The organism is Streptomyces cinnamoneus (assembly GCF_014650495.1).
GTDB lineage: Bacteria > Actinomycetota > Actinomycetes > Streptomycetales > Streptomycetaceae > Streptomyces > Streptomyces cinnamoneus.
In genome coordinates this window covers 486,455-510,524 of sequence record NZ_BMVB01000002.1, presented here as the reverse complement: position 1 = coordinate 510,524, position 24,070 = coordinate 486,455, and the positions used below count along the sequence as shown (strand labels likewise).

Below are 24,070 nucleotides of genomic sequence, written 5' to 3'. Positions count from 1 at the left end.
GGGTCATACACTCGCGTTGAGCGGAACAACCAGGCGGAATAGGCCCGGTCGTTCACAGCGTCCTCGCTGTGTGTGCCCACCCGATCCAAACGGACCCGGCAGGACTTTTAAAGGAACCTCATCCATCGAGATGGACGGGGTGTCAACATATCTGGCGTTGACTTTTGGCACGCTGTTGAGTTCTCAAGGAACGGACGCTTCCTTTGTACTCACCCTCTCGGGCTTTCCTCCGGGCGCTTCCCTTCGTTGTTTCCAACCTTACCAGATCCGTTTTCCGTTCCGTTTCCGGTTCGGATTCCGTTTCCGGCCCCCTGTTGGAGCGGGGTTTTGTTTCGCGCCTTCCGGCGTGATCACTACTTTAGCGGATTTCCCCGGCGACTCCTAATCGAAGTCCCAGGCCATCCCGTTCCGTATTTCGGCATGCCGAAATACATCCCGTTCAGGGGCCGTGCAGTGGTGATGTGCCGCCGGTGCGGCTCGAATGGCTGTCCCGGAAGCCTTGCGGCGCCGTGACAACTCGGAGAACACTACGCATCGGCCAGACCCGTGTCAACTCGCCTCCGGCGGGCTTCCGTAGGGCCGTTCAGTCGAGATCGTTCAGTCGAGGTCGTTCAATCGCCCGCCGGCATCCGGCTGGGCCTCTTCCACACGACGGAGCAGCCTGGTCAGCATCGCTCCGAGCTGTCCGCGCTCCTCACTGGAGAGGTCCTGGAGGAGGTCCTCCTCGAAGACCGTGGCCATGCGCAGCCCCTCCAACCACTTCGCTCGCCCCTCCTCCGTGACGCCGACGATGACGCGCACCCGGTTGTTCTCGTCGCGCTCACGGGTGACGAGGCCCTCGGCGACCATGCGGTCGATGCGGTGGGTCATGGCGGCGGGGGTGAGGCCGAGGCGCTTGGCGAGGTCGCCGGGGCCCAGGCGATAGGGGGCGCCGGCGAGGACGAGGGCCTTGAGGACCTCCCATTCGCCGTTGCTGATGCCGAGCTCGGCGGTCTGGCGCCCGTAGGCGACGTGCATGCGCCGGTTGAGGCGGCTGAGCGCCGAGACCACGCGTTCGACCTGGGGATCCAGGCCCTGGAACTCGCGCTGGTAGGCGGCGATCTGTTCGTCGAGGCTCGGCTCGGCCGGCTCGGGGGTGTCAGCCATGAGCGGCAGTATGACAGAAAAAGATTCGCCCTAAAGCCCTTCGTCATGTACTGTTTAGCTTCGAAGTTTAGGGTTGAAGTCTTCAAGGTTGAGGGGTGAGTGTGACCACCGCGATGGGCGCAGCACTGCGCCGGATCCAGTTGGGCAACGCGTTGAGCGCGTTCGGCAGCGGCTTCACGGTTCCGTTCCTGTTCATCTATGTGTCTCAGGTGCGGGATCTCGGCGCGAGCACGGCGGGGATCGTGCTGGCGACGTTTGCCGTGGCCGCGCTCGTCGTGCTGCCCTTCACCGGCCGGTTCATCGACCGGCGGGGTCCGCTGCCTGTTGCCATCGCCGGTACGGTCTCGGCCGCCGTCGGTTCGATGGGGCTGGGGCTGGCGGACAGCCAGTCGCTCGTCGTGACCGCGGCTGCGGCCATGGGTGCGGGTATAGCGGTCATCCAGCCGTCCCTCGCGACGATGATCGTGTGGTGCTCGACGCCGGCCACCCGGTCGCGCGCGTTCGCGATGCAGTTCTTCCTCAACAACCTCGGGCTGGGTGTCGGCGGTCTGCTCGGCGGCCAGCTGGTGGACACCTCGGACCCGTCCAGCTTCGTGCGGCTCTTCGCGATCGAGTCGGTGATGTTCCTGGTGCTGGGCGCGACGGTGGCGACCGTCCGGCTGCCGCGGGCGCCGAAGGTCGAGGACGCGGTGCCGACGGACCCCGCGGCTGCGCGTGGCTGGCGCACGCTGCTCAGTGACCGGGCCATGGTGCAGCTGTGTGTGCTGGGCTTCGTGATGTTCTTCGCCTGCTACGGACAGTTCGAGTCGGGTCTGGCCGCGTTCGCCGTGGAGGTCACCGGGATTTCGCCCGCGATGCTCGGCATCGCCCTGGCGGCGAACACCGCGGCGATCGTTCTCGCCCAGTTCGTCGTGCTGAAGCTCGTTGAGCGGCGTCGCCGGAGCCGGGTGATTGCGCTGGTCGGCCTCATATGGACGGTCGCGTGGGTCGCTGCCGGGGTGTCCGGTCTTGTGCCGGGGGCGCACGGCGTGGCGACTGCGCTGCTGATCTCCACCTATGCGCTCTTCGGTATCGGTGAGTCGATGCTGTCGCCGACGATGGCCCCGCTGGTGGCGGACCTGGCCCCGGCGCGGCTCGTGGGTCAGTACAACTCGGCCTTCGCCCTGGTGAAGCAGCTGGCGCTGGCCGTGGGCCCGGCGGCGGGCGGCATGATGGCGGGCGCGGGGATGTACGTCGCGTACATCGTCCTGCTGATCGTCTGCTCGCTCGGCATTTCCGCGCTGGCGCTGCGGCTGGGCCGCCGGCTCACCCCGGCGCAGGACAATCCGCTCGTCGCCCACGCGCGCCGTACGGCGGCGGCCCCCAAGGCGGCCACTGTCGCCGAGGACGCCGGCGAGCGCGTGCCCGTAGCGGCCTGAGCCGGGCAGCGAGGGTCTACGGGGACCGGTGGGACGGAGATGACCGGGACGTGGATAAGAGGACGTAGGTAGAGGACGTAGATAAAGGGACGTAGATAAGGGGACGGGCGAGGGCCCGGGCCGGAAGCCGTGCGCTTCCGTGTCCGGGTCCTTTGTCATGTGTGCCCCTATGCATGGCCTGCCGGCAGGGCGAACTCGCACCACACCGCCTTGCCGCCGCCCGGTGTGCGGCGTGAGCCCCAGGAGGAGGCGATGGTGGCGATGATCGAGATGCCGCGGCCGGCCTCGTCGGCGGGTTCGGCGCGGCGGCGGCGCGGAAGGTGGTCGTCCCCGTCGGTGACCTCGATGATCAGGCGCCGGTCGGTGCGGCGCAGGCGCAGGCGCATGGGGGGTGTGCCGTGCTGGAGCGAGTTGGCCACGAGCTCGCTCGTGGCGAGGACGCCCAGGTCACGGAGGTCGGTGGGGAAGCGCCAGCTGGCGAGGACGCCGGAGGCGAAGGCGCGGGCGCGGGGGGCGGCCTCCACTCCGCCGAGGAGCTCCAGCGCGGCGTTGTGGAAGAGCTCGGCGTCGTGTCCGGTGCGGGCGGGGTGCTGGAGGACGAGGAGGGCGACGTCGTCGTCGTGCTCCTGGGTCACGCCGAGGGCGCGGATGAGGCGGTCGCACATGACCTGCGGCGAGCCGGTCGCGCCGGCGAAGGCCCGCTCCAGGGCGGCGACGCCTTCGTCGATGTCCTCGTCGCGCCGCTCGACGAGGCCGTCCGTGTAGAGGACGGCGCTGGAGCCGGGGCCGAGGGGCATGGTGCCGGAGGTGTGCAGCCAGCCGCCCGTGCCGAGCGGGGGGCCGGTGGGCTCGGCGGCGCGGCGGACGGTGCCGTCGGGGTCGCGGACGAGGATCGGCAGGTGGCCGGCCGAGGCGTAGACGAGGCGGCCCTCGTTGGGGTCGTGGACGGCATAGACACAGGTGGCGATCTGGGTGGCGTCGATTTCTGCGGCGAGGCCGTCGAGGAGCTGCAGGACCTCGTGGGGCGGCAGGTCGAGGCGGGCGTAGGCCCGTACGGCCGTCCGCAGCTGGCCCATGACGGCTGCCGCGCGCACGCCGCGGCCCATGACGTCGCCGATGACGAGCGCGGTGCGGCCGGCGCCGAGGGTGATGACGTCGTACCAGTCGCCGCCGACGGCGGTGTCCTTGCCGCCGGGCTGGTAGGTGGCGGCGACGCGGAGGTCGTCGGGTTGTTCGAGCTCTTGGGGGAGCAGGCTGCGCTGGAGGGTCACGGCGGCTTCGCGCTGGCGGCGCTCGCTGGCGCGCAGGCGCTCGGCCGCTTCGACCTGATCGGTGACGTCGGCGGCGAAGACGAGGACGCCGCGCTGGGCGCCCGTTGCTTCCCCTACGTCGATCGGGGAGCAGGTGAAGGTGTAGTAGCCGTGGCGCACGTGGCCCGCGTCGGCTGGGGCGAGGGTGGCGGCCGTGACTGCGGCCGGGGCCGGTGCCGGTGCGGTCGTGGCGGAGCGTTCCGTGGCTGCGGGGACGGTCACGCGTCGGGATTTGACCGTGCGGGGCTTGCCGCTGCGCAGGACCTGGTCCATGAGGGGGAGCAGGCCGAGCGCTTCGAGCTCGGGCAGGGCGGTGCGGGCGGGGGCGCCGGGCGGGCGGGGGCCGAAGAGGGCGGCGTAGGCGTCGTTGACGTACGCGATGCGGTGATCGGGTCCGTAGACGACGGCGGCGAGGGCCGGGACCTTGCCGAGGACGTCGTGGACGGAGAGCCCGTCGAGGCTGGGGACGGGGACCGGCTCGGCGTCAGCGAGCGGGGGGCTCTCGGCGCGCGCGGCGGGCACGGCTCCGGGGCCGATGCCGGAGGCTGTCCCGGAAGGGGTCCCGGAGGCGGCGCCGGCGGCGGCCGCGGTTGCGGGCTGAGGTGGTGGGGGCGTGCTGCGGCCGGCGCGCGCCGCTGCTCGGCGCTGCGTGCCGGGGAGCCGGGCGCTCCAGCGGGTGAAGTTCACTGAGGATTACCTCGCGGAGTCGTTCCGGATCAGCTCGGCGGTGTGGGGTGGCTGAGCGGCGCGCCCGGTGGGGGGACGCGGTTGGCGGTGCGGGGGCCCGCCCCCGAGGGAATGCAGCAAACGTCCGAATCCTCATGATTGTTACTCTTCGCAGATACCGGCCCACTCATGGTCACACGACCAGTGTGGCCGACCGGACTGACATCCGTCAGACGCCGTGTCCGATGCAGGGGTGACGGAGTCCGGTTCACCCCTGCGACCTGCTTCAACTGGCTTCCGGGTGGCGTCCTGTGCCTGCTGCGAGTTCGAATTCGGCCCGCGGGTTCTCCAGCGAGCCGAGGGAGACGATCTCGCGTTTGAACAGGCCGGCAAGCGTCCACTCGGCCAGGACGCGCGCCTTCCGGTTGAAGGTGGGCACCCGGCTCAGGTGGTAGGCGCGGTGCATGAACCAGGCGGGATAGCCCTTGAGCCTCTTGCCGTAGAGGTAGGCGACGCCCTTGTGGAGGCCGAGCGAGGCCACTGAGCCGACGTACTTGTGCCGGTAGTCCTGGAGGCTGCTGCCGCGCAGCGCGGCGAGGACGTTCCCGGCGAGGACCCTGGCCTGGCGCACGGCGTGCTGGGCGTTGGGGGCGCAGAGCGTGCCGGACGCGGCGGCCGTGAGGTCCGGGACGGCGGCGGCGTCCCCGGCCGCCCAGGCGTGTCCGACGCCGTCGACCTGCAGTGCGGCGGTGCACTTGAGCCGGCCGCGTTCGTCGAGGGGCAGGTCGGTGGCGGCGAGGAGGGGATGCGGTTTGACCCCGGCGGTCCATACGAGGGTGCGGGTCGGGAAGCGCGCGCCGTCGCTCAGCACGGCCACGCGGTTTTCGCAGGAGTCGAGGCGCGTTTCGAGACGGACGTCGATATTGCGGCCGCGCAGCTCGCGGATCGCGTACTGCCCCATTTCCTCGCCGACTTCGGGGAGGATGCGCCCGCTCGCCTCCACAAGAATGAATTTCAGATCTTCGGGCTCAATGTTGTGGTAGTAGCGGGAGGCATAGCGCGCCATGTCCTCCAGCTCGCCGAGCGCCTCGACGCCCGCGTAGCCCCCGCCCACGAAGACGAAGGTCAGGGCGGCGTCACGGACTTCGGGATCGCGGGTGGAGGAGGCGATGTCCATCTGTTCGAGGACGTGGTTGCGCAGGCCGATGGCCTCCTCGACCGTCTTGAAGCCGATGCCGTAGTCGGCGAGGCCGGGGACGGGAAGGGTGCGGGAGACCGAGCCGGGGGCGAGCACCAGCTCGTCGTAGTGCACCGCGATGGGGCCGGCGCCCTCCTCCTCGGTGGCCAGGGTCTTGACCATGACGGTGCGCTTGGCATGGTCGATGGAGGCGGCCTCGCCGGTGAGCACCTGGCAGTCCCCCAGGGCGCGGCGCAGCGGCACGACGACATGGCGAGGGGAGATGGAGCCGGCGGCGGCCTCGGGGAGGAACGGCTGGTAGGTCATGTACGGCTCGGGGGAGACGACGAGGACCTCGGCCTCGCCGCGCCTGAGCTTCCGCTGGAGGTGCAGGGCCGTGTACATCCCGACGTAGCCGCCACCGACGATGAGGATGCGCACCGGGGTTTTCGGGGCCGGGGCTGGGGCCGGGGCCTTGGGGGCGGGGGCCGTCTCCTCCTGGGGCGATCGTTCCTCCTGGTGGGGCCGGTCGTGTGGCGGACGGTCCCGGTGCTCTTCCCCCGTTGACCGGGCCTGCTGTGCCCCGGGCGCCTCCTTCTTCACCCGCGCCTCGTGTTCCTCCTGCCCTTCCCGCGGCGGTCGGTTCACCAATGCCCCTTCCTCCTCGCTGTTGTCCGCGCATCGTCCTCGCGTTGTGGCACAGCTCCTTCCCATGACGCATCGCCATCAATGGTTTGTCCACAGGCCGAGCGAAATGTATGACCGGCAACGGAGCTGATCCGTCCGTGCCACGGGCTCCGTTGCAAAGGGAAGGTGTGCAGGTCAGCAGGGATGCGAAGGGGTGGTGCGGTAGTGCAGAATCAGAGGGGATCAGGCCCGTACTCCAATCGAGGGTGGCCTGTGGGGAACTACCCCCTTCTTTCTTGACCTGGGCTCAACTATGTTCGTACTCCGTCGGGGTGTCGTGACGTGCCCCGGCAGTCAGGGCGGGGAGTCTCCGGGGGGAGACGTCATAACCGGGGGAACGTATGCACATTCAGGGCTCTCATTGGTCTGCCGCTGTCGCGACGACGGCCGACGGCACGAGTGGCCGTAATACGCCGTTGCGTGTGGATGCTCAGCGCAATCTCGAACATGTGCTGCGGGCGGCTCGCGAGGTCTTCGGCGAGCTGGGGTACGGGGCGCCGATGGAGGACGTGGCGCGCCGGGCCCGGGTGGGTGTGGGGACGGTCTACCGCCGCTTCCCCAGCAAGGACGTGCTGGTCCGGCGCATAGCCGAGGAAGAGACGGCACGGCTGACCGAGCAGGCGCGGACGGCACTGGGCCAGGAGGACGAGCCGTGGTCGGCGCTGTCCCGGTTCCTGCGCACGTCGGTCGCGTCCGGCGCGGGCCGGCTGCTGCCGCCGCAGGTGCTGCGGGTCGGCGTCGAGGTCGAGCCGGAGGAGCACCGGGTCCAGGCCCAGGTGCCGGACCGGGCGCGGGTGCCGCAGCAGCGGCAGCCCGGGGTCACCGGCGGTCAGCTGCACGAGCTGCGTCTGGTCGAGCAGCGGCCGACGATGGTCGACGACCGGGACGACGCGGGCGCAGCGGCGCTGCTGGAGGTCGTGGGCCGGCTGGTGGACCGGGCCCGTTCGGCGGGTGAGCTGCGCGCGGACGTGACGGTCGCCGATGTGCTGCTGGTGATAGCGACGGCGGCGCCGTCGCTGCCGGACGCGGCGCAGCAGGCGGCCGCCTCCTCGCGGCTGCTGGACATCCTGCTGGAAGGGCTCCGTTCGCGGCCTCTGGCCTAGGGAGTCGCCCGGCAGGGCCTGGGTCCGACGGCCCCGAAGGGGGCGGGCGTTCGGTAAGTCTCATCCTTTCGGGTGACCACTCGTGCTCCGGCTTGCGAACGGAACCCGGACGAGTGGTTGCGGTTCCCGGAACGATCCTGGCGCGTTTCTCTGTGCGACGCTGGCCGGTATTCGAGTGTGCCGGCGTGTACGGGGAGCCTGCGCTATGGGCGTTGACGGGCGCGAAGAACCGCGCGGGAGCGATGGGACGGACGAGCCTCCGCCGTTGCACAAGGTGCCCGGCCAGGGAGGGCCACCCGGCCTTCCCATCGGTCCGGCTGCCGGTGTGCCGGCGGGGCCGCCTGACGGCCCGTCGGCGGATGGCTTCGGTCCTGACCGGGGCGCCGATTCCGGTGCTGAGTCCGGTCTCGGATTCGGCGCCGGGTTCGGTGCCGGACTCGGTACTGGATTCGGCGCTGGACTCGGTGCTGACGTCAGCGCCGGCTCGTCGGCCGACTCCGATCCGCTGGAGCTGTGGAGCGGCGCCTTCGGTACGGGGGTGCCGCAGCAGCGGGACGGCGGCTGGCTGGGAGGCGATCCCGGAACGGATTCGGCGACGGGCACGGGAACGGCCGGGGCTTCCGACGGCTCCGACCCCTGTACCGGCGGCGGTACGTCGACCGATGATGCGGGCGTGCAGGACGACGAGGATGTGCCTCCGTCCGACCTCGAACTGGTCACCCGGCTGCGCGGCGGCGACAGCAGTGACGCCTACGAAGAGCTGTACCGGCGCCATGCCGACGCGGTCCGCCGGTACGCCCGGACGTGCTGCCGTGACGATCACACCGCCGAGGACCTGACCAACGAGGTCTTCACCAGCACACTGCAGGCGGTGCGGCGCGGTGCCGGTCCGGACTCCGCGGTGCGGGCGTATTTCCTGACCACCGTGCGGCGGGTCGCCGCGGCCTGGGGGAAGACCGCCAAGCGGGAGCAGCTGGTCGAGGACTTCGCGGTCTTCGCGACCGCGTCCGCCACCCCGTCCGTGGCGGCGGACGACGACACGCTCGGTCTGGGTGCGGACGTACGGGCCATGCAGGAGGCCGAGGAGTCGCTGGCGGTGCAGGCGTTCCGCAGCCTGCCCGAGCGGTGGCAGACGGTGTTGTGGCACACGACGGTGGAGGAGGAGTCGCCGAGCGAGGTCGCGCCGCTGCTGGGGTTGAGCGCCAATGCCACGGCGGTGCTGGCGCACCGGGCGCGCGAAGGACTGAAGCAGGCGTACCTGCAGGCGCATGTGAGCAGCTCGCTGACGTCCGGTGGTGACTGCGCGCGGTATGCGGACCGGCTGGGCGCGTATGCGCGGGGCAGGCTGCGCACACGGGCCGAGCGCGGGATGCGCAAGCACCTGGAGGAATGTGCGAGGTGTCGTTCGGCGGCGCTGGAGGTCGCCGACGTCAACGAGCGGCTGCGCGTGCTGCTGCCGGTCGCGGTCATCGGCTGGTTCGCCGCGGGCTGGTCGGTCAAGGCCGTGGCAGGACTCGCGGCAGGCGCAGGCACGGCGGCCGGCGCGGGCGCGGCGGTAGGTGGGGGTTCGGGGGGAGGGGGGGTGGGGGCCCCCGGGACCGCTGCCACGTCCGCGGGCTCCGGCAGCAGCGCCACGTCCGGCTCGGCCGGCCTCGGTGGGGAAGGGCTGGGGGTGCCGGCGAAGATCGGGCTGGCGGCGGGGGCGCTGGCCGCCGCGGGGGCTGTCGTCGCCTATGCCCTGGCGGCCGGTGCACCGGCGCCCGCGGAGAGACCCCGGGCGGCCAGGACCGCCGTGACCCCGGTCGTACCGGCACCGCCCGCCAAGCCGAAGCCGAGCCTGACCGCCTCCCCCGCCCCGACCCTGCCGCCGTCCCTCAGGGCCAAAGCGGCAGCCGCCACACCCGCGCCGGAGAAGACGAGCCCGAGCGCATCGCCCCTCTCGCCGTCCCCGACGCCCGAGGCGTCCAGGTCCCCGGCCTCGGCCCCGGGCACCACCGTTCCCCTGCCCGCACCGAGCCCCGCCCCCGTCACCTTCCGGCCCGAGCCCACTCCCCCACCCCGGCCCGCGGCCCGGCCGTCGGCCGTCTTCCCGCTCAACGAGCTGGAGTACGGCGGTGTCGGCGACGGCAAGGAACCGGAGGTGCGCCTCGGCCCGAGCAGCTGGCTGTGGCAGCGCTACGGCATGCGGGTCGGCGGCACGGCGTACCGCCATGGCGTCAGCGTGCACGCCTCGTCGTCGGTGACGATCGACCTGAACCGTTCCTGCACGTCCTACGACGCGCTCGTGGGTGTGGACGACATGACGCTCGGCCTCGGCACCGTCACCTTCTCCGTCTTCGCGGACGGCACCCGGCTGTGGAGCTCCGGCCCGGTGCGGGCCGGGGTTCCGGCGGTCGCCGTGCATGCGCCACTGGCAGGGCACAGGACCTTGCGGCTGGCCGTGGAGCCCGTCTCCCCCGCCGACCGGGTGGCGGTCGCGGACTGGGCGATGGCGCGGATCAGGTGCGACGCCGGCAACAGGCCGCCTGTAGCGGGTCCGTAGGTACTGCCGTTGCGCCGGGTTTCAGGCCCCCGGGCCCTGCAGGCGCGCGCCGGCGCTCTCCCGGGCTCACCGGTTCACAGGCTCGGCCAGGCCGCTGCCACGCCGCCGGCCACGGCCTGCTGACGCGGGGCGGCCGTGCCCGTCCAGCAGGTGCCGCGTCGTGCCAGCAGGCGGCGCAGCCAGATCTCCGTCGCGACGAGCTCGGCGAGCCCGTCCAGGGGCAGGTGTGCGCCTTCGGCGGCCGCCCGCAGCGCGTCCCTGACGATCCCCGCCTCGACGAGGCCGGCTTCGGCGAGGAGCGGCGCGTCGAAGAGGGCCGTCAGTTGGCCCGTGGCCGCCCTGAGTCCGGCCCGGGCCTCGGCGGCGTGCGAGGCGTGGGAGGTGGCGCCCCAGCCGGGCGGGAGGTCGTGGATGCCCGCGCCGGCGAGGACGGCGCGGAGTACGGAGGCACGCGCTCCCGGTTGGACGCGGAGGGTTTCGGGAAGGGCGCGGCAGGCCCGTACGACCTGGTTGTCGAGGAACGGGGCGTGCAGGCGCTGGCCGCGCACCTCCGCCGCCTGTTCGAAGACGCGGTGGTCCGCGGCGTGCCAGCTCAGCGCTCCGGCGGCGCGCCGTTCGCCCGGGCGGCGCAGTGCTCCCGTGGGGCGGACGGCCGCGCCCTGGAGGCGAACCGATACTTCGGCGAGGGCCTCGCCGGTGAGCCAGCGTGCGGCGGGGCCGGGCCGGCACCACGTGAGCGCTGCCAGCGAGGCGTCGACGGCGCCGGCCTCGGCTGCGCCGCGGCCGGGTCCGAGCAGCTTCGCCGCCATGTCCTCCAGGCCCTCCCGGTAGGTCGTACGGGCCAGCCGGCGTGCGGCCCGGTAGACGGTGAAGGGGACGAACAGCGAATGCGCGGAGGGGCCGTCCGCCCGCGCGAGCGCGGAGACGGGCCGCAGGAGGTAGCGGCGCCGACGGTCCATCAGCAGGTCGGCGAGACGGGCGGGATGGGCGTCGAGGACCTGGCGTGCGCCGTGCCCGACGAGGTGGTCGGCGCTGCCGGCGGCGAGGCGGCGGCGGTGCCGGGCGGCGGAGACGATGGCGGGGCCGGGTTCGTCGGTGAGCGGCCCGTTGTCGAGGCCGGCGTAGAGCAGGGCCTCGGTTCCGGCGGCGACGATGACGTGGTGGAGCCGGGGGCCGGCGGCGATGGCCCGGGCCCGTTCGAGTTCGGCGTCGCGGGCGTGGCCGGGGTCGGCGGCGAGGTCGTTGAAGGTGACGGCGAGCAGTCGTTCCCCGGCGCCCGTGCCGAGCCCGTAGGGGGTGCCGGGCAGGCCCGGCAGGCCGGCGGCGAGCAGGGTGAGCGTGCCGGAGGCGCTGCCTCCGGAGAGGTCGGCCCCCACGCCGGGTGCCGGCCCGGCCCACGGACGGGAAGGGGCGCCGCCGGGGACGGGGGGCGCGGCGTGGTGGGCGGATACGTGGCGGGGGGCGGCGAGGCGGGTGCGTACCGCTTCGACCAGGGCATCCCGGACGCCTTCCAGGGCCTGGCGGGCGTCGGCCTGGGGGGCGGCCACGGCGAGGGAGGCCATGGGTTCGTAGCCGGTGATGTCACGGGCGCCGTCGCGCAGCACGAGGGCGTGGCCGGGAGGCACGCGGCGTACGTCCTTGTAGGGGGTGCCGTCGGCGAGCGCTTCGGGGGAGTCGGGGCAGGCGAGCAGGGCGGCGAGGTAGCCGATGTCGAGCTGGGCCTCGACGAGGTCGGCGAGCGGTAGGGCAGCGGTGGCGTAGGCGGTGCCGCCGGACCAGGCGGTGTGGAAGACGGGCCGGGCGCCGGCGAGGTCTCCTGCGATGGTCACGCGGCGGCCGACCTGGGCGACGGCGGTGTAGCTGCCCGGCCATGCGGTGAGGTGGCGCAGTGCTCCGCCGCGTGCCGCGAGGAGGCCGGTGCGCAGGGCGTCGTCGCTCGCTCCGCAGCGGCCGAGGACGGCGAGGCGGGTGGCGGGGTCGGCGTGGACGACGCGTACTTCGTCGGGCCGCCAGTCGCCGACGGCCCACAGGGGGGCGGGTTCGCCCCACAGGAGGCGGGCGCCGACGGGCTGGACGGTGGGGCGCTCGGGGCTTTGCGGGTCGGGTGTGCCCGGTGGGCCCGGAGGGCTGTCCCGTCCGGTCGCTCGGTCGGGCCCGGCGGCGGTGCAGCTCCATCCCACCAACCAGCGCATCGCCGCCTCCACAGGCTGTGGACAACCAACAGGTAGCAGTCATCATGCACAGCGATCCGACCGTTGCGACATCCGGCGGGCAGCACATGATTGCCGCACAGTGCCGGCCAACTCATCGGACAACGACGGATGGTGGCGGTTCGTCACGATACCTGCCGGTGACGGCTTCCGTTGCCGGCGCCTCGGCCGGGTGCGGCCGTCGGCGTACCCTACGGCCGGATCCGGCCAAAATGCGGGCGCCCGCCGATGAGGGAGTCCGGGGGGATCGAAAGGACTGCTTCGACTGAAGAACGCGTCCCACCCGCCCCCGCAATGTCACAGTCCGGGAGGCGCGAGCCACCTCCCGGACCGTTCCGCCGCCCGCGGGGAATGAGGCGGCGGCTTCCCCCAGCCCACTGGATCCAGTACAGCGGGCCAACCCACGCCCCTCCATGGAACCTCCGCCGCGTTGGCGCGGACAGAGCGCACGATGGGCGCACGGCCACACTCAACCGGAGCACGTGCCCCTCAATGCACGCACATACGGACCAGAATCTCGCCATCCGGGACATCGCCTCTTAACGGTCGGGATGCGGCGAACTACGCTGGGTTTACGAATGCCTCGTGCCTATGCCGGGGCGCGCGTCGCGTTGTCGAGGGGTGCGCATGTCCAGGGAGCCACGCGGGCCGAACGAGAAGCTGGGCACTGTCCTCGCCCTCGCAGGGATCAGCAACGCCGGTCTCGCGCGCAGGGTCAACGACCTCGGTGCGCAGCGCGGATTGACCCTTCGCTACGACAAGACGTCGGTCGCGCGGTGGGTGTCCAAGGGCATGGTGCCGCAGGGCGCCGCTCCCCATCTGATCGCCGCCGCCATAGCGGCCAAGCTGGGCCGGCCGGTGCCCTTGCACGAGATCGGGCTGGCGGACGCCGACCCGGCACCGGAGGTGGGGCTCTCCTTTCCGCGCGATGTCGGCCAGGCGGTGCGGTCCGCGACGGAGCTCTACCGGCTGGATCTCGCCGGTAGGCGGGGCGGCGGGGGCATCTGGCAGAGCCTGGCCGGATCCTTTTCCGTCAGCGCTTACTCCACTCCTGCTTCCCGTTGGCTGATAACTCCCGCCGACAGCTCTGTGGCGCGCGATCCGCAGCAGGCGGCGGGCGAGGCCCTCTCCAGGCCCGCCGCGGGCGCCGGGACCGCCGGCGGCCCTGCGGCCGGGGCAGCCGGGGCGGCGGGCGCGGCCAGTGCCAACGGGGCGGGGGCGGAGGGCGGTTTACCGCAGCGCGTCGGCCACAGCGACGTGACGAAGCTGCGGGAGGCCGCGGACGACGCCCGCCGCTGGGACTCCAAGTACGGGGGCGGGGACTGGCGTTCGTCCATGGTGCCCGAGTGCCTGCGCGTCGACGCGGCGCCGCTGCTCCTGGGCTCGTACAGCGACGAGGTGGGCCGCGCGTTGTTCGGTGCCACGGCCGAACTGACGCGGCTGGCCGGGTGGATGGCCTTCGACACGGGCCAGCAGGAGGCCGCGCAGCGCTACTACATCCAGGCGCTGCGGCTGGCCCGGGCAGCGGCGGACGTTCCGCTGGGCGGGTACGTCCTGGCGTCGATGAGCCTGCAGGCGACCTACCGCGGCTGTGCGGACGAGGGCGTGGACCTGGCGCAGGCCGCCCTGGAGCGCAACCGGGGGCTGGCGACGGCCCGCACGATGAGCTTCTTCCGCCTGGTCGAGGCGCGGGCGCTGGCGAAGGCGGGGGACGCTCCCGCCTGCGGGGCGGCGCTGAAGGCCGCCGAGGGCTGGCTGGAGCGTGCGCGGCCGGGGGACGCGGACCCGTCGTGGCTGGATTTCTACTCGCAGGAGCGGTTCGCGGCCGACGCGGCCGAGTGCTACCGCGACCTGCGGATGCCACGGCAGGTACAGCGCTTCACGGAGCAGGCCCTGGCGCGGCCGACGGAGGAGTTCGTACGCTCGCACGGACTGCGGCTGGTGGTGTCCGCGGTGGCCGAGCTGGAGTCGGGGAACCTGGACGCGGCATGCGCGGCGGGCGCCCGGGCGGTGGAGGTCGCGGGCCGGATCTCCTCGGCCCGTACGACCGAGTACGTGCGTGATCTCCTGCACCGGCTGGAGCCGTACGGGAACGAGCCCCGGGTCGTGGAGCTGCGCGAGCGGGCACGTCCGCTGCTGGTCGCCCCGGCGTGAGGGGCCTGCTCGCCTTGGCGTGAGCCTGCCCGCCTGGGCGTGAGGGGCCTGCTCGCCTTGGCGCGAGGGGGCCCTGCCCGCGGGCGTGCCGGTATGCCCGGTCCTCTCGTGTCCGGCCCCGACATCACTGCGTCGCCGCGGAACTCATCGCGCTGATCAGGCGTGATCTCATCAGGCAGCCAGTTGTCAGTGGTTCGGGTCATGATGGGATCCGTGGGTGAGGCGCCGAGGGTGAGCCCGCCGCGGGCGGGGCGCGGCTGCGCGGGCGCGGGGAGGTGACGTGTTGACGACGTACGACTGCGATGTGCTGGTGGTCGGGGGCGGGATCGTGGGCCTGTCGACGGCGTACGCCCTGACGCGTGCCGCCCCGGGCACGCGCGTCGTCGTGTTGGAGAAGGAGAGCGGCCCGGCACACCACCAGACCGGGCGCAACAGCGGAGTGATCCACAGCGGGATCTACTACCGCCCCGGCTCGCTGAAGGCGCGGTTCGCGGTGCGCGGCGCGGCGGAGATGGTCGCCTTCTGCGCCGAGTACGGACTGCCGTACGAGGTGACGGGCAAGCTGATCGTGGCCACCGCTCACGCCGAGCTGCCGCGGCTGCACGCCCTCGTCCAGCGCGGCCGGGCGAACGGCATACCGGTGCGGGAGCTGGGCCGTGCCCAGATGGCGGAGTACGAGCCGGCCGTGCGCGGCATCGGCGCCATCCACGTCGGTACGACGGGCGTGTGCGACTTCGGGGCGGTGGCGGGGCAGCTGGCGCGCCTGGCGGAGGACGCGGGGGCGTCGGTGCGGTACGGGGCGGAGGTGCGGGCCGTCGGACGGCGGGCATCGGCCGTCGCGGTGCGCACGTCCCGGGGCGAGGTGCTGCGGGCGCGGGCGCTGGTCAATTGCGCGGGGCTGCACAGCGACCGTGTGGCGCGGCTGGCGGGCGACACCCCGGGCATGCGGATCGTGCCCTTCCGCGGTGAGTACTTCGAGCTGGCCCCGGACCGGGCGGAGCTGGTGCGCGGGCTGGTCTACCCGGTGCCCGACCCCGCGTTCCCCTTCCTGGGCGTCCACCTCACGCGAGGAATCGACGGCACGGTGCACGTGGGGCCCAATGCGGTGCCGGCGCTCGCCCGGGAGGGGTACGGGTGGGGTGTCGTGCGTCCGGGCGACCTGGCGGGGACGGTCGCGTTCCCGGGAACGTGGCGGATGGCCCGGCGCCACTGGCGTTACGGGGCGGGCGAGGTGCGGCGCTCGCTGTCCAAGGGCTCCTTCACGGAAGCGGTGCGCAGGCTGTTGCCGGAGGTGCGGGCGGACGACCTGATACCGGCGCCCTCCGGGGTGCGGGCGCAGGCGGTGCTGCGGGACGGGACGCTGGTGGACGACTTCCTGTTCGCGGAGTCGCCGCGGATGGTGCACGTGCTGAACGCCCCGTCGCCGGCGGCGACGGCGTCCCTGCCGATCGGCCGGGAGGTGGCGCGGAGGGTGCTCGCGGGGCTGGCGTGAGCGGGGGGCGGGGGCGGGGTGTGGCCTGAGAGCGGGGGCCGCTTGGCGTCTGCCCGCTTGCCCTCCCCCTGTGCGGGCCCGGGTCAGCGCTTGGGGGCGTAGACGCGTACGTAGTCGACCAGCATCCGGGAGGGGAAGGGGGTGGAGGCATCGGGCGGTCCGGGCCAGGTGCCGCCGACCGCCAGGTTGAGGAGGAGGTAGTGGGGGTGGTCGAAGACCCACTTCTGCCCGCGCCGCAGCTGGCTGGAGCAAGCCGTTCCGTACTGCGTGCCGTCCAGGTACCAGACGACCTTGCCGGGCATCCAGTCGACGCGGTACGTGTGGAAGCCGTCGGAGAGCCGTCCGCCCTGGGGCAGGGCCGTGTGCGTCTCGATGCCCTGGGCGACGTAGCCGGGCCCGTGAAGGGTGCCGTGCACCATGCCGGGCTGCCGGCCGAGGGCCTCCATGACGTCGATCTCGCCGTTGGCGGGCCAGGTGACCTTGTCGGAGTTCGCCCCGAGCATCCAGAAGGCGGGCCACAGCCCCTGCCCCCGCGGAATCTTGATGCGCGCCTCGAAGCGCCCGTAGGCCCGGGCGAACTTCCCCTTGGTCTTGATGCGCGCCGAGGTGATGTTGCAGGGGCCGACGGCGCAGTGCATGCCGCGCAGCCTCTCGCGGCGGGCGGTGAGCGCGAGGTTGCCGTGGCCGTCCAGGGAGACGTTGCGGGGGCGGTCGGTGTAGTACTGCCACTCGTGGTTGCCCCACTGGGGTTCCCCGCCCCGGTCGAAGACCCACTTGGCCCGGTCGGGGCGACGGTGGGCGGCGCCCCGGAACTCATCGGCCCAGACCAGCTGCCAGGAGTCGCGGGCGGAGTCGGGAGCGGGCGCAGGGGCTGCAGCGGCGCGCTTCGGCGGGGCGGCGTCGTCGCCGGGGTGAGGACGGACGGGGGCGCAGCCCGCGATCAGTACGGCTGCGGCCGTGGCCATCAGGGCGGCCTTGCTCAGCAGGCGGGCGAGGGAGGGCAGCCGCGAGCGGAGCCGGGCGTCCGGGAGGGTGCCGGGGGCGGAGGTGGAGCGGGGGCTGGGGCGCAGTCGCATGAGAGGTTCCGTCGCACATGGGGGGCGTTGCACGGGAAGGGGGTTCTCCGCCCTGGCGGGCTGGGCCACGAAGATCGTATGAGCGGCTGCGGCTGCTGATCAGGGCCACCACGCCCGGGGTCACACCATCGGCCGAGCGGATTTCCGGCCTGGCGCGGTGCCCGTGGCCGGCGCGGGCGGCCTGGGTAGGTCCGGGTCGGCCCGTCCGCCTGTTCCGCCTGCTCCGCCTGTTCCGGTGCACGTCGCCGCCCGCCGCGCCCCGGACACGCTCCGACGGCTCCTACGCCCGTACTCCCGCCCGTACCGCCCCATCCGCCTCCCTACCTGCCTCCCTGCCTGCCCTTTTTCCCGGCCGTTCGTTTCCGGTGGGCGCCCGTAGACTTGAGGAACTGTGTCCGAGAATCACGCTTCCACCACGCCCGTCACCGGCCCGGCGCCGGTGCCGGCCCCTGCCCGTGCCCGGCGGGAGCCGATGTTCCCCGAGGGCCCCGCGCCGGATCCGGCCGGCTCGCACCACGAGCGCCGCATCCGTTCGTTCCAGCCCCGCCGCAGCCGGGTCACGACCGGCCAGGGCGAGGCCCTGCGCCGCCTGTGGCCCACGTGGGGCCTGGACATCGACGGCCTGAGCCGTCTGGACCTCGGCGAGCTGTTCGGCGACCCGGAGCTGCCCGTCGTCCTGGAGATCGGCTTCGGCATGGGCGAGGCCACGGCCCAGATGGCGGCGGCCGACCCCGGCACCGGCATCCTCGCCTGCGACGTCCACACGCCCGGCCAGGGCAATCTGCTCAACCTCGCCGAGCAGAAGGGCCTGAACAACGTCCGCGTGGCCAACGGCGACGCGATCATCCTGCTCCGCGAGATGCTCGCTCCCGACGCCCTCGCCGGCCTGCGCGTCTACTTCCCGGACCCCTGGCCGAAGAAGCGCCACCACAAGCGCCGCCTGATCCAGCCGGAATTCCTGGCCCTGGCCGCGACACGGCTCGCGCCGGGCGCCGTGCTGCACTGCGCGACGGACTGGGAGCCGTACGCGGAGCAGATGCTGGAGGTGCTCTCGGCCAGCCCGGACTTCGAGAACACCCAGCCCGACGGCGGCTACGCGCCGCGCCCGGACTTCCGCCCGCTGACGCGGTTCGAGGGCCAGGGGCTCGACAAGGGCCACGTGGTGCACGACCTGCTGTTCCGCCGCCGCGCGGCGTAGCCGACGGGGCGGGACCTGCCCGGTCACGAGGTTCCGTGGCCGGGCTTCCGTGCCCTTCGCGGCTTTCATGGCCTTCGTGCGCGGGGTCGCCGCAATCTCCTGGCCGGGTCTCGTGGCCGGGTCTCGTGGCCGGCGGTGCGGTGGGGCCGGAAAACGGTCACGGCCCACTCCGCCGCTTGGTTAGGGTCGTCGCGTGCATGAGCCCCCGCCCTACCAGCAGCCGCACCACCCGTTTCCTCCGACGTTCGGGCATTACAAGCCACGCCGGGCCCTGTGGGACACCATCTGGGACAACAAGGCAGTGCGCGTCGGCGGTCTCTTCCTGCTGCTCGCCCTCTGCGGACTGGTCATCCTGGCGCTGGTCCGGGAGCAGACCGGCACGGAGGGCTTCCTGGTGGGCCTGGGCCTGGCCGTCCTGCCGGTTCCGCTGCTCATCGCCGCGTTCCGCTGGATGGACCGGGTGGAGCCGAAGCCCTGGCGCAACCTGATCTTCGCGTTCGCCTGGGGTTCCTGCGCGGCCACGCTGGTGGCCCTGCTGGCGAACGGTTACGCCACGAAGTGGCTCATGACCACCGTCGACGGGTCGCCGGGGACGGACGCCTCGGCGTGGGGGGCCACGTTCGTGGCCCCGGTGGTCGAGGAGAGCGCCAAGGCCGCGGCGGTCCTGCTGCTCTACCTCTTCCGGCGGCGCGACTTCAACGGCATCGTCGACGGCGTGGTGATAGCCGGCATCACGGCGACGGGCTTCGCGTTCACGGAGAACATCCTCTACCTCGGGAACGCCTTCGCCTCCGACCAGAGCTTCGGCTACGAGGGCCTGCGGTCGACGACCGCGGCCACCTTCTTCGTCCGGGTGCTGATGTCGCCGTTCGCGCACCCGCTCTTCACGTCGATGACGGGCCTGGGCTTCGGCATCGCAGCAACGTTCCCTCCGCGCCGCCGCTTCCTGCGGATCGTGATCCCGGTCGTCGCCCTGCTGACGGCGATGCTGCTGCACGGCGTCTGGAACGGTTCCGCGACCCTGCCGGGCGGCGGCTTCCTGGCGGTGTACGCCCTCTTCATGGTGCCGGTCTTCGGCGTCCTGACCTGGCTGACGATCTGGTCCCGCCAGAACGAGCTCCGCACCATCCGCGCCCACCTCCCCGCCTACCAGGCCGCCGGCTGGCTCACGCCGCCCGAGCCCCTGGCCCTGTCCTCGATGCGGGCCCGCGGCATAGCCCGCGACCTGGCCCGCCGCACCGGCGGCCCGGCGGCGGCCCGCACGGTGGCGGAGTACATATCCTTCGCCACGTCCCTGGCCTTCCTCCGCCACCGCGCCTACCGCGGCACGCCGACCCCCGACTTCACGGCGAGGGAGCAGGAACTGCTCCACCACCTGTGGCAACGCAAGGACACCGCCCAACCGGCCCTGGCCCAGGCAACGGCGGCAGTACCCCAGCCGTTCACACCCCCCATGCAGCCGTGGGGCCAGCCGCCGGTGCCCGGACCCGTATGGCCGCCGGTGCAGCGTCACTGAGCATGTGATCTGGGCAAGCCCTACCGGAGGCCCACCTCACCCGAAGCGACTTCCCGGCCCGCTGTCAGACCCCGCTGGTAAAACGTCATCATCGGTTGGGGAGATGAGGGGGGCACATCATGGGCCGGCATTTCGCAGACCACGCAACGCCTGTACCGGGCTTGTACGAGCGGCTCATCACGTCGCGTCTCGAAGGGCACCTGCAGCAGCTGCACGCCAACGGCTGGGAGGCCGTCGACGGGCGGATCGGAGAGCAGTCCACCCCGCATGTACTCGCCCGCCACATCGCCGAAACCGTCCAGCAGATACTGACCGGCCTGCCCCCAGACGAGCAGGTTCCGGCTGCGAACCACATTCTCGACTCCATGCGCACTCTCGACGGGGCGAAACAGTGGGTCGAGGTGATCGCCGACGGTCCGCGTCATCTGCTGGCCATCGCCGAACGAGAGGCCCCTGGGGCGTACGCGATTCGTCCGGCGACGCCTCTCTCCGATACGGCGCTGCTCACGAACTCCCCAGAGGACCCCAACCTCGGCTTTGAGTTGCGCGCCGAACTGACGACGGCCGACCGCGTCGACCTGCTCTGCGCCTTCGTGAAGTGGCACGGTCTGCGCGTACTGGAGGAATCGCTCAAGGGCGCCGCTGCTCGTGGAGTGCCCATACGGGTGATCACGACCACGTACATCGGGGCTACGGAACGCAGGGCGCTGGACCGGCTGGTCACGGAGTTCAACGCCCAGGTCAAGATCAACTATGAGCTGCGGTCCACCCGGCTCCACGCGAAGGCGTGGCTCTTCCGGAGGAACAGCGGGTACGACACCGCCTACGTCGGCAGCTCCAACCTCTCTAGGGCTGCGCTCCTGGACGGTCTGGAGTGGAACGTCCGACTGTCTTCCGTAGCGACCCCCGCGGTTCTCAGGAAGTTCGAGGCGACCTTCGACTCCTACTGGAGCGAGGCGGCTTTCGAGGCTTACGACCCTCAGAGGGATGCCGCTCGGTTGGACGCCGCTCTCCTGCAGGCAGGTGGAAGGTCGCGCGGCGACACTTCGACCATCAGCCTGTCGGGGCTTGAGGTGCGGCCGTACGCGCACCAGAAAGACATGCTGGAGCAGCTCCAGATCGAGCGTGACGTCCACGATCGGCACCGGAACCTGCTCGTCGCTGCGACCGGTACCGGCAAGACGGTGATGGCCGCCCTCGACTACCGAGCGCTCAAAAGGAAGCACCCCGGTCGTGACCTCAAGCTCCTCTTCGTGGCGCACCGCCAGGAGATCCTGAAGCAATCACTGCGCACCTACCGCGAGGTACTGGACGACGCGAACTTCGGCGAGCTGTCGGTCGGGGGCGAGGTGCCGGAGCACTGGACCCACGTCTTCGCCAGCGTTCAGTCCCTCCATGCCCGGTCCCTCGACAACCTCGCCCCTGACCACTTCGACGTGATTGTCATCGACGAGTTCCATCACGGCGTCTCACCCACGTATCGGCGCATCATCGATCACTTCAAGCCGATCGAGCTCCTTGGCCTTACTGCCACTCCGGAGCGCATGGACGGGCGCAACGTCCAAGATGAGTTCTTCGACGGGCACATCGCGGCCGAGATGCGCCTGTGGGAGGCGTTGCACAACGACCTGCTGAGTCCGTTCCACTACTTCGGCATCGCCGACAACGTGGACCTTCAGGGGCTGGCATGGAAGCGCGGCTCCTATGACGTCGGTGATCTGGACAAGCTCTTCACCGGAAACCAGGCTCGTGCTCGTCTCGTCGTCAAGGCCATCCAGGACAAGATCGCAGAACCGGAGTCCATGCGGGCATTGGGCTTCTGCGTCTCCGTGGCTCACGCCCGGTTCATGGCCGAGTTCTTCCAGCGGGCCGGGTTCCACGCCCGGGCTCTCGACGGGACCACCCCCGCGCCCGAACGAGCACAGGCGCTGACTGATCTGCGGGATGGAAAGCTCCAGGTCCTCTTCTCCGTCGACCTGTTCAATGAGGGGCTCGACATCCCGGAAGTGGACACGCTGCTCCTGCTCCGGCCCACCTCCAGCGCCACCGTCTTCCTCCAGCAACTCGGCCGAGGTCTCCGGCGCACGGCCGACAAGGCGGTCCTCACCGTGCTGGACTTCATCGGTCAGCACCGCAAGGAGTTCCGCTTCGAAGAGCAGTTCCGGGCGCTCACCAACCTCAGTCGCAAGCGTCTGCTCGACAGTGTGGAGCAAGACTTCCCGCTGCTTCCCTCCGGATGTCAGATCGTGCTGGACCGGAAGTCGAAGGAGCGGATCCTCGACAACATCAAGAGCCAGATCAGCGTCAATGTCACACAGCTGACGCGGGAGGTCGCCTCCTACGCGGAGCCGAGGCTGGCCGACTACCTGCGGGAGAGTCATCGTGAGCTCAAGGAGCTCTACCGCTCCCACAACTCCTGGACGCGTCTGCTACGCCGAGCCGGCCTGCTTCCGGCGGACGGGCCGGACGGCGAGGGCCCCCTACTCAAGCGGGTCTCCTCGTTCCTGCACGTCGATGACCCCTCTCGGGTGGAGGCGTACACCCGGATGTTGGAGGACGACGCGCCCGCTTATGAGGCGCTGGGCGAGCAGGCACAGACATACGCCCGGATGTTGTTCTTCAGCTTGTGGCCGCTGGGCGGCGGGTTCGACTCGTACACCCAGGGGTTTCAGAGCTTGGTTGGGCAGACTGCCTTTCGGAGCGAGCTGCGGCAGGTGCTCCGCTACAACCTGGAGCACACAAAGCACCTGCCGGTAGAGCTGGCAGAGCGGTACGCCGGCATTCCCCTCACTGTCCACGCTTCCTACAGCCGGGAGGAGATCCTCCCTGCGCTGGGCCAGGCGGGCGTGGGCGGCTTCCTCCCCGGGCACTTCCGCGAAGGCGTGAAGTGGTGCGAGAGCGCAAAGATCGATGCGCTGCTGATCACCCTGGAGAAAGACGCAAAGGACTTCTCGCCGGAAACCCGCTACAAGGACTACGCGAGAAGCCCTGAGCTCTTCCACTGGGAGTCCCAGAACCAAACGTCCAGCACCTCGCCCACGGGAGTCCGCTACCAGACTCATCAAGCGAACGGCTCCGGCGTCTTCCTGTTCGTACGCCGCTACAAGAAGAACGACATAGGCGGCTCTCAGCCGTGGATGCTGCTCGGCCCGGCCGAGTACGTCTCACACGAGGGGAGTAACCCCATGGGCATCGTCTGGAAGCTCCAGCACGAGATGCCGGCCGACGTGTGGACGTACTCGGCCATGGCTGCTGGCTAGGCCGAGGGGACGCCCTCCACGATCGACAGCACCGTGCCCGTGGGGATCACGCGGGATAGCTGGAGGTCTGCGGCCGCGAAGAGCTGGGTGAAGTCTGCTGCGGTGCGTTCTCGGCCCACCAGGGACGCCATCATCATCAGGTCCAGGGTCTTGCCCTGGTGAGGGGCGTTGTCCGGTGGGATGACCGCGTCGATGACCAGGACGCGGCCTCCCGGGGCCATGGCGCGGCGGCAGTTGCGGAGGAGGGTGAGGGACTGGGCGTCGTCCCAGTCGTGGAGGATGCGCTTGAGGAGGTAGACGTCGCCGGGTGGGGTCGAGGTGAAGAAGTCGCCTTCGGCCAGGGACCAGCGGCCGGTGAGGTCCGGGGTGTCCAGGCGGTGGCCGGCCAGTACGTGGGGCCGGTCGTAGAGGATGCCTTTCAGGGAGGGGTTCGCGCGGAGCGCCGACAGCAGCAGGCCGCCGTGGCCGCCGCCCACGTCGACCACCGTGGCCCGTTCCGGGAAGGGGCAGGCATCCGCGATGGGCTGGTTCTCGGCGTCGGACATCGAGGCCATGCCCTTGTGGAAGATCTCGGCCGTCCGGGCGTCCTGGGCGAAGTACTCGAAGAACGGCATGCCGAAGATCGGGCCGAACGCCGACGCCCCGTCCTCCAGGCAGCGGGTCATCTCGCCCGCCGGCAGCCACATCGTGCGGTCCGTGATCATCAGGACCGCCGAGCGCACCGACACCGGCGCGTCCGTCCGCAGCGCGTCACCGGCCTCCGTCAGGCGGAAGCGCCCCTCCGCGTCCTCCTCGAACAGGCCACGCGTCGCCAGGAGGCGCAGGACCCGGTGCAGGCTCGCCGCGTCCGTGCCCGTCGTCTTCGCCAGCTCCCCCGGCGTGCGGGGGCCGTCGGTCAAGTGGTCCGCCACCCCCACAGCCGCCGCCGCACGCAGAGCGGCCGGATAGAGGAAGCCCAGGGCCTCCTCGACGATCAGGGCTGCGCTCCGTCGTCCTTCCGTCTCGCAGTCGTTCATCCAGCCACCTCCGCTTGTCCACACGCACCACACGCACCGCACACACCGCGCGCTCCGCACGCACGGTCGCCGGGATTCGCCCGGTCTCCTGGCGATTCA

General features: G+C 71.6%; 14 protein-coding genes. 8 read left to right on the top strand and 6 right to left on the bottom strand.

The window, feature by feature from the left end:
* Positions 1-597: 597 nt before the first annotated feature.
* Positions 598-1,146 (bottom strand): MarR family winged helix-turn-helix transcriptional regulator, encoded by a 549-nt coding sequence (locus IE182_RS04890; RefSeq protein ID WP_190108353.1) that lies wholly within the window; start codon positions 1,144-1,146, stop codon positions 598-600.
* A 101-nt stretch (positions 1,147-1,247) separates the two neighbouring features.
* Between IE182_RS04890 and IE182_RS04885 the strand changes: the two genes are divergently transcribed.
* Positions 1,248-2,564, top strand: coding sequence for an MFS transporter (locus tag IE182_RS04885; protein WP_190108352.1), 1,317 nt, complete (start codon positions 1,248-1,250; stop codon positions 2,562-2,564).
* A gap of 167 nt (positions 2,565-2,731) precedes the next feature.
* On the opposite strand, the gene IE182_RS04880 is transcribed toward IE182_RS04885, so the two are convergent.
* Together IE182_RS04880 and IE182_RS04875 are read right to left on the bottom strand one after the other, a co-directional pair.
* Positions 2,732-4,561: an ATP-binding SpoIIE family protein phosphatase gene (locus IE182_RS04880; RefSeq protein ID WP_190108351.1), complete on the bottom strand. Its 1,830-nt coding sequence runs from the start codon at positions 4,559-4,561 to the stop codon at positions 2,732-2,734.
* A gap of 265 nt (positions 4,562-4,826) precedes the next feature.
* Complete coding sequence (locus IE182_RS04875; RefSeq protein WP_190108391.1) at positions 4,827-6,158, bottom strand: NAD(P)/FAD-dependent oxidoreductase; 1,332 nt, start codon at positions 6,156-6,158, stop codon at positions 4,827-4,829.
* A gap of 587 nt (positions 6,159-6,745) precedes the next feature.
* Here IE182_RS04875 and IE182_RS04870 point away from each other — a divergent pair.
* Positions 6,746-7,507 carry a TetR/AcrR family transcriptional regulator gene (locus tag IE182_RS04870; RefSeq protein ID WP_190108350.1) on the top strand — a complete coding sequence of 254 codons (762 nt, stop codon included), beginning with the start codon at positions 6,746-6,748 and terminating at the stop codon, positions 7,505-7,507.
* Positions 7,508-8,180: 673 nt separating this feature from the next.
* Positions 8,181-10,049: a sigma-70 family RNA polymerase sigma factor gene (locus IE182_RS04865; RefSeq protein ID WP_229844562.1), complete on the top strand. Its 1,869-nt coding sequence runs from the start codon at positions 8,181-8,183 to the stop codon at positions 10,047-10,049.
* Between the two features lie 74 nt (positions 10,050-10,123).
* Here IE182_RS04865 and IE182_RS04860 read toward each other — a convergent pair whose 3' ends face one another.
* Positions 10,124-12,241, bottom strand: a complete 2,118-nt coding sequence (locus IE182_RS04860) for an asparagine synthase-related protein (protein ID WP_190108348.1) — start codon at positions 12,239-12,241, stop codon at positions 10,124-10,126.
* A gap of 645 nt (positions 12,242-12,886) precedes the next feature.
* Between IE182_RS04860 and IE182_RS04855 the strand changes: the two genes are divergently transcribed.
* Together IE182_RS04855 and lhgD are read left to right on the top strand one after the other, a co-directional pair.
* Entirely contained in the window at positions 12,887-14,413 is a 1,527-nt protein-coding gene (locus tag IE182_RS04855; protein ID WP_190108347.1) for an NsdA family TPR-like regulatory protein, read from the top strand.
* 283 nt (positions 14,414-14,696) lie between these two features.
* Positions 14,697-15,905, top strand: coding sequence for an L-2-hydroxyglutarate dehydrogenase (lhgD, locus tag IE182_RS04850; protein ID WP_190108390.1), 1,209 nt, complete (start codon positions 14,697-14,699; stop codon positions 15,903-15,905).
* 83 nt (positions 15,906-15,988) lie between these two features.
* Here lhgD and IE182_RS04845 read toward each other — a convergent pair whose 3' ends face one another.
* Positions 15,989-16,981 (bottom strand): glycoside hydrolase family 16 protein, encoded by a 993-nt coding sequence (locus IE182_RS04845; RefSeq protein ID WP_190108346.1) that lies wholly within the window; start codon positions 16,979-16,981, stop codon positions 15,989-15,991.
* Positions 16,982-17,372: 391 nt separating this feature from the next.
* Between IE182_RS04845 and trmB the strand changes: the two genes are divergently transcribed.
* The 3 genes from trmB (at position 17,373) to IE182_RS04830 (ending at position 22,955) form a co-directional block, all read left to right on the top strand.
* Positions 17,373-18,179 carry a tRNA (guanosine(46)-N7)-methyltransferase TrmB gene (trmB, locus tag IE182_RS04840; protein ID WP_190108345.1) on the top strand — a complete coding sequence of 269 codons (807 nt, stop codon included), beginning with the start codon at positions 17,373-17,375 and terminating at the stop codon, positions 18,177-18,179.
* Positions 18,180-18,372: 193 nt separating this feature from the next.
* Positions 18,373-19,695: a PrsW family intramembrane metalloprotease gene (locus tag IE182_RS04835; protein ID WP_190108344.1), complete on the top strand. Its 1,323-nt coding sequence runs from the start codon at positions 18,373-18,375 to the stop codon at positions 19,693-19,695.
* Positions 19,696-19,814: 119 nt separating this feature from the next.
* Positions 19,815-22,955, top strand: coding sequence for a DEAD/DEAH box helicase (locus IE182_RS04830; protein ID WP_190108343.1), 3,141 nt, complete (start codon positions 19,815-19,817; stop codon positions 22,953-22,955).
* On the opposite strand, the gene IE182_RS04825 is transcribed toward IE182_RS04830, so the two are convergent.
* Positions 22,952-23,971: a methyltransferase gene (locus IE182_RS04825; RefSeq protein WP_190108342.1), complete on the bottom strand. Its 1,020-nt coding sequence runs from the start codon at positions 23,969-23,971 to the stop codon at positions 22,952-22,954. The two genes, IE182_RS04830 and IE182_RS04825, sit on opposite strands and share 4 nt — an antisense overlap.
* Positions 23,972-24,070 lie beyond the last annotated feature (99 nt).

Bases quoted from the DNA above. Each gene is read 5' to 3' on its own strand.
- IE182_RS04830 (WP_190108343.1), top strand. From the start codon at position 19,815: ATGGGCCGGCATTTCGCAGACCACGCAACGCCTGTACCGGGCTTGTAC.
- IE182_RS04890 (WP_190108353.1), bottom strand. From the start codon at position 1,146: ATGGCTGACACCCCCGAGCCGGCCGAGCCGAGCCTCGACGAACAGATC.
- IE182_RS04855 (WP_190108347.1), top strand. From the start codon at position 12,887: ATGTCCAGGGAGCCACGCGGGCCGAACGAGAAGCTGGGCACTGTCCTC.
- IE182_RS04825 (WP_190108342.1), bottom strand. From the start codon at position 23,971: ATGAACGACTGCGAGACGGAAGGACGACGGAGCGCAGCCCTGATCGTC.
- IE182_RS04860 (WP_190108348.1), bottom strand. From the start codon at position 12,241: ATGCGCTGGTTGGTGGGATGGAGCTGCACCGCCGCCGGGCCCGACCGA.
- IE182_RS04870 (WP_190108350.1), top strand. From the start codon at position 6,746: ATGCACATTCAGGGCTCTCATTGGTCTGCCGCTGTCGCGACGACGGCC.
- IE182_RS04845 (WP_190108346.1), bottom strand. From the start codon at position 16,981: ATGCGACTGCGCCCCAGCCCCCGCTCCACCTCCGCCCCCGGCACCCTC.